The 5,597-nt window shown below is 37.7% G+C and carries 5 protein-coding genes; all 5 read left to right on the top strand.

From position 1 onward, the window contains the following. Positions 1-761: LptF/LptG family permease (locus ACZFYI_RS14720; protein ID WP_462524887.1), on the top strand; the 761-nt coding region annotated here is incomplete at its 5' end. A gap of 70 nt (positions 762-831) precedes the next feature. Further along, positions 832-1,107, top strand: a complete 276-nt coding sequence (gene rpsO / locus ACZFYI_RS14725) for a 30S ribosomal protein S15 (protein ID WP_462524888.1) — start codon at positions 832-834, stop codon at positions 1,105-1,107. 109 nt (positions 1,108-1,216) lie between these two features. Continuing rightward, positions 1,217-3,358: a polyribonucleotide nucleotidyltransferase gene (gene pnp / locus ACZFYI_RS14730; RefSeq protein WP_462524889.1), complete on the top strand. Its 2,142-nt coding sequence runs from the start codon at positions 1,217-1,219 to the stop codon at positions 3,356-3,358. An 84-nt stretch (positions 3,359-3,442) separates the two neighbouring features. After that, positions 3,443-4,306, top strand: coding sequence for a sigma-70 family RNA polymerase sigma factor (locus tag ACZFYI_RS14735; protein ID WP_113922161.1), 864 nt, complete (start codon positions 3,443-3,445; stop codon positions 4,304-4,306). A 195-nt stretch (positions 4,307-4,501) separates the two neighbouring features. After that, complete coding sequence (gene trxB / locus ACZFYI_RS14740) at positions 4,502-5,446, top strand: thioredoxin-disulfide reductase (RefSeq protein WP_462524890.1); 945 nt, start codon at positions 4,502-4,504, stop codon at positions 5,444-5,446. Positions 5,447-5,597: the final 151 nt, after the last annotated feature.

The raw sequence follows: 5,597 nt of genomic DNA on the forward strand, positions 1-5,597 counted from the left end.
AAGATTCTATTCCAGATTTGGCCATTCCAAAAAAGGAAAAAATCAATACATCGCCTGAGTCCACAATAGATACCTCTGCAAATTTGGACACTCAGGTTAGAAAAAAGACTATCAATCGGAAGATGCTGAAATTAGATCAAGCCCCTCTAGTAATTGATTCCATCTTTCCAAAAACGGGAATTGATAATAATGGCAGCTTAGATGTAACTTTGAAAAATGAAGTTGCCCCACAAAAAACTTTTGTATTTACCGCGGAAAAAAAAGCTGCTTTGGATTCTGTAATAATTAAGGGGGATTACAAATCAAAAGCGGCAACAGTAGGCATGAATAATGCAAGAACTATTAAGAATAACTTCAGCACAAAATTAACTCAAGTAAACGCGTTAGAAAGGGAATATCGGAGTTTTGAAATTGCTCGTTATCAAAAATATACAACCGCATTTGCCTGCATTGTAATGTTTATGATAGGGGCCCCTTTAGGTGCGATCATAAAAAAAGGAGGCTTGGGGATGCCAGTGCTGATTTCAATAATCTTCTTCATTTTATTTTATATGTTGACGATTACAGGGGAGAAATGGGCCAAAGAAGGGGTTACCAATCCTGTTTTTGGGACCTGGTTTTCAAATTTGGTTTTGTTGCCGATAGGGTTCTTTTTTCTAAGACAAGCGAGAAAAGACGCGAGATTGTTTGAACCTGAGACTTATATTGAGTTTTTTAAAAAGATTAAAGCCAAATTTGGGTTTAAAACAGCTAAAACTTAGGACTGATTTTTGAAATTCGATTATAAGCTTTACCTTTGTACCTGTTTTAAAATTAAAAAATTAACTAGGCATGTATTTAACATCAGAGAAAAAAGCGGAGTTGTTTAAAAATCATGGCAGGTTAAAAGCTGAAACCGATACAGGTTCTCCGGAATCACAGATCGCACTATTCACTTTCAGAATTCAGCATTTGACTGACCACTTGAAAACAAACAAAAAAGACCACTCTTCAAGACTTGGTCTTTTGAAACTAGTAGGTAAAAGAAGAAGCCTTCTTAATTACCTGATTAAGAATGATATCGAAAGATATAGAGCTATTATTACCGAATTAGGAATAAGAAAATAATTCGATTCAATGTAAGGTTCTCGTGGGAGAACCTTACTTTTTTATTTCCCCCTGATATTAAGCCTTACTTTTATAACTATTCTACACTTATTATTATTTAAAAAATTGTATGTTACCAAACGTAATTTCTAAATCTATTGTCCTTGAGGATGGTAGAGAAATCATTATTGAAACAGGTGCATTGGCCAAACAAGCTGATGGAGCTGTGGTAGTTCGCATGGGAAAAGCCATGTTACTTGCCACTGTTGTTTCTAAAAAAGAAGCAGGGGAAGGGGTTGATTTTCTTCCAATGTCTGTTGATTACCAAGAAAAATTTGCTGCATCCGGAAAGATTCCCGGAGGTTTTTTGAAAAGAGAAGGAAGGCTTTCCGACTATGAAATATTGATTAGCCGTATTGTAGACAGGGCAATCAGACCGATTTTTCCAGATGATTACCATGCTGATACCCAAATTGGAATTACTCTGATTTCTGCAGATTCTGAGGTTTTGCCTGATTGCTTGGCCGGACTTGCAGCTTCTGCTGCATTGGCGGTATCTGATATTCCTTTTAATGGACCAATTTCCGAGGTAAGGGTTGGGAAGATCGACGGAAAGTTGGTCATCAACCCAACACCGGAGCAATTAGAAACAGCTTCTTTGGAATTCATTGTAGCAGGTTCTGAGGAATACATCCTGATGGTGGAAGGTGAAGCGAATGAAATATCTGAAGACGAAATGGTCGAAGCTCTTCAGTTTGCCCATGAGGAAATAAAGAAACATTGCCAAGTCCAAAAAGAATTGACCATTGCAGTTGGCAAGGAAAAGAAAAGAGAATATAACCACGAAAAATCGGATTCAGCATTGTATGAAAAAATGCACGCTGAATTGTATGGAAAGTGTTACGAGGTTGTTGCAAAATTGATTGCCAATAAATCTGAAAGATATGATCTTATCAAAGCTGTTAAGGAGGAATTTGTTGCTTCTTTGGGTGAAGACCACGGTTTTGAAGCAAGTTTGATTGGACCATATTTTTCAAAAATCCATAAAGAAGCTGCCAGAAACCTTACTTTAAATGAGAAAAAGAGATTGGATGGTAGAAAATTGGACGAAATCAGGCCTATTTGGTCGGTAATTGACTATTTACCTTCAGCTCACGGATCGGCAGTGTTTACCAGAGGTGAAACCCAATCTATAACTACCTGTACTCTTGGTACCAAGATGGATGAGCAGATGATAGATGGAGCCATGATTTCGGGATATAACAAGTTTTACTTGCACTATAATTTTCCTGGTTTTTCCACAGGTGAAGTAAAACCAAACAGAGGCGTTGGAAGAAGAGAAGTAGGTCATGGTAATCTTGCCATGAGAGCTTTGAAAAAAGTCCTTCCCTCAGGTGATGAAAATCCTTACACTATCCGAATAGTTTCTGACATATTGGAATCAAACGGATCTTCTTCCATGGCTACTGTTTGCGCAGGTTCTTTGGCCTTGATGGATGCGGGTATACAGATCAAAGCTCCAGTAACAGGAATTGCAATGGGAATGATATCTGACTCAAAAACAGGAAAATATTCCATTCTTTCAGATATTTTGGGTGATGAAGATCATCTAGGAGATATGGATTTCAAAGTGACCGGTACTGAAAAAGGAATCACAGCCTGTCAAATGGACCTTAAGGTAGAAGGTCTTGATTACAGTGTTTTGAAAGAAGCCTTGTATCAAGCCAAAGAAGGTAGACTTCATATCATGAATGAAATCAAAAAGACGATTTCTGCACCTAAACCAGACCTTAAGCCACATACGCCAAGGTCGTTTATGATGAGTATCCCTAAAGAACTTATTGGCGCAGTGATCGGTCCGGGTGGAAAAGTAATCCAAGAAATCCAAAAAGATACAGGAGCGACCATCATCATTGAAGAAAAAGATAATATGGGAAAAATCAATATTTTCTCCAATAATCAGGAATCAATGAATGCCGCTATTTCTAGAATCAGGGCAATAGTAGCGATGCCTGAAATCGGTGAAACCTATACAGGAAAAGTGAAGAACATAATGCCATTCGGAGCATTCGTTGAATTTATGCCCGGTAAGGATGGTTTGTTGCACATTTCGGAGATCAAGTGGGAAAGACTCGGAAATATGGAAGGAGTCCTTGAACCAGGTGAAGAAATTCAGGTTAAACTTATCGATGTAGATAAAAAAACAGGGAAGTTTAAGCTTTCTAGAAAAGTTCTATTGCCAAAACCAGAAAAATCTGATAAAAACGGATAAGTTCATTATAGTATTTGTTATTTTGAACTTTGTTTATTTAGATTCCTGTTATTAAATGAATCTTAACTGAAAATATATTCTTGAATGAGGCAGCTAAAAATTAGCAAACAGATCACCAACAGGGAAAGTCAGTCCCTTGATAAATATCTACAGGAGATTGGAAAAGTAGACTTATTGACAGCCGATGAGGAAGTGGTTCTTGCAAAAAGAATCAGGGAAGGCGATCAATTGGCTCTAGAAAAACTTACCAAAGCTAACCTCCGATTTGTTGTTTCTGTAGCCAAACAATATCAAAATCAAGGCCTATCATTAGGTGATTTGATCAATGAGGGAAACCTTGGTTTGATCAAAGCAGCTCAGAGGTTTGATGAAACCAGAGGTTTTAAGTTCATTTCTTATGCTGTATGGTGGATAAGACAATCCATTCTTCAAGCTTTGGCCGAGCAATCCAGGATTGTTAGACTTCCTTTGAACAGGGTTGGTTCATTGAATAAAATCAGCAAGACTTTCAGTGAACTTGAGCAAAAGTTTGAAAGGGAGCCTTCTCCTGAAGAATTGGCAGAAGTTCTTGAAGTAACTGCTGCTGAGGTGGTGGATACCATGAAAATCTCAGGTAGACATGTATCAATGGATGCTCCTTTTGTTCAAGGTGAAGAAAACAGCTTGTTGGACGTTCTTGAAAATGATGGTGATGAAAAGCCTGACGATGGCTTGATGACAGATTCATTAAGAAAAGAAGTTCAAAGAGCGCTTTCAACCCTTACCCAGAGAGAGGCAGATGTAATTACACTTTATTTTGGATTGAATGGTGAACACGCGATGACCTTGGAAGAAATCGGTGAAAAATTCAACTTAACCAGAGAAAGAGTTAGACAGATTAAAGAAAAGGCTATCAGAAGATTAAGGCATACTTCTAGAAGTAAAACTTTAAAACCTTATCTTGGTTAAAATCCGAAATAGATTTTAAAAATAATTAAAGGGGATTTTTCCCCTTTTTTCGTTTAAATTCAACTTTAAAAGGTTCAAAAAATTTAACTCTCTGAACTTCATGGCATAGTCCACAATTAGGGAATTTTAACACCCATTAACTTTGTTGTGAAGGGTATTTTAACAAAATTTGCCAACTTCAAAAATTTCAATCAAATGACTTCCGAAATTGAAAAAATCAAAGTCTTGATAATTGGTTCTGGACCTGCAGGTTATACTGCAGCAATTTATGCTTCAAGAGCAGGCCTTAATCCGGTTTTATATACTGGCGGGCAACCTGGAGGCCAATTGACAATAACCACTGATGTCGAAAATTACCCGGGTTATCCTGAAGGTGTCCAAGGTCCAGAGATGATGGAGGATTTTAGAAAGCAAGCTGAAAGATTTGGTACTCAGGTTAGATATGGAGTTATTACATCTGTGGACTTTAATTCATTTCCTCGAAAAGTAATCGTCGACGACCAACATGAAGTACATGCTGACACAGTCATTATTTCTACAGGAGCTTCTGCAAAATGGCTTGGATTGGAAAGTGAAACCCGACTGAATGGCAGAGGAGTTTCCGCCTGTGCAGTTTGTGATGGATTTTTCTTTAGAGGTCAGGATGTGGCGATTGTAGGTGCAGGTGATACAGCTTGCGAAGAAGCTTCGTATTTAGCCAATATCTGTAATAAAGTATACATGCTCATCAGGAAAGATGAAATGCGCGCTTCGCAAATCATGCAAAGAAGGGTGCTGAACAATCCTAAAATTGAAGTTCTTTGGAATACCGAGACTGAAGAGATCCTGGGAGAAGATGAAGTAAAAGGTGTAAAGGTATTTAATAATGTCACCAAAGAATTCAAAGAACTTGAAGTGACTGGATTTTTTGTTGCAATAGGACATCAACCAAACACTGATATCTTCAAGAATATCATTGATATGGATGAAAATGGCTATATCGAAACAATTCCCGGTAGTACCAAGACAAATGTGGAGGGAGTATTTGCCTGTGGTGATGCCCAAGATCATATTTATAGACAAGCGGTCACCGCTGCAGGAACCGGTTGCATGGCAGCTTTAGACGCAGAAAGATATCTTGCTGCAAAAGAATCTGCATAATTTGGAAAAATGAAAGTTAAAGGTCTTTGGATATTGATAGTTGTATTTTTGGGCATGGGATCTATTCATTCCCATGCCCAAATTTTCCCAAAGATCATTAAGAAAAAATCGTCAGAAAATCCAAAGACTAATCCATTGCTACGGGATTTAA

Source organism: Aquiflexum sp. (genome assembly GCF_977115555.1).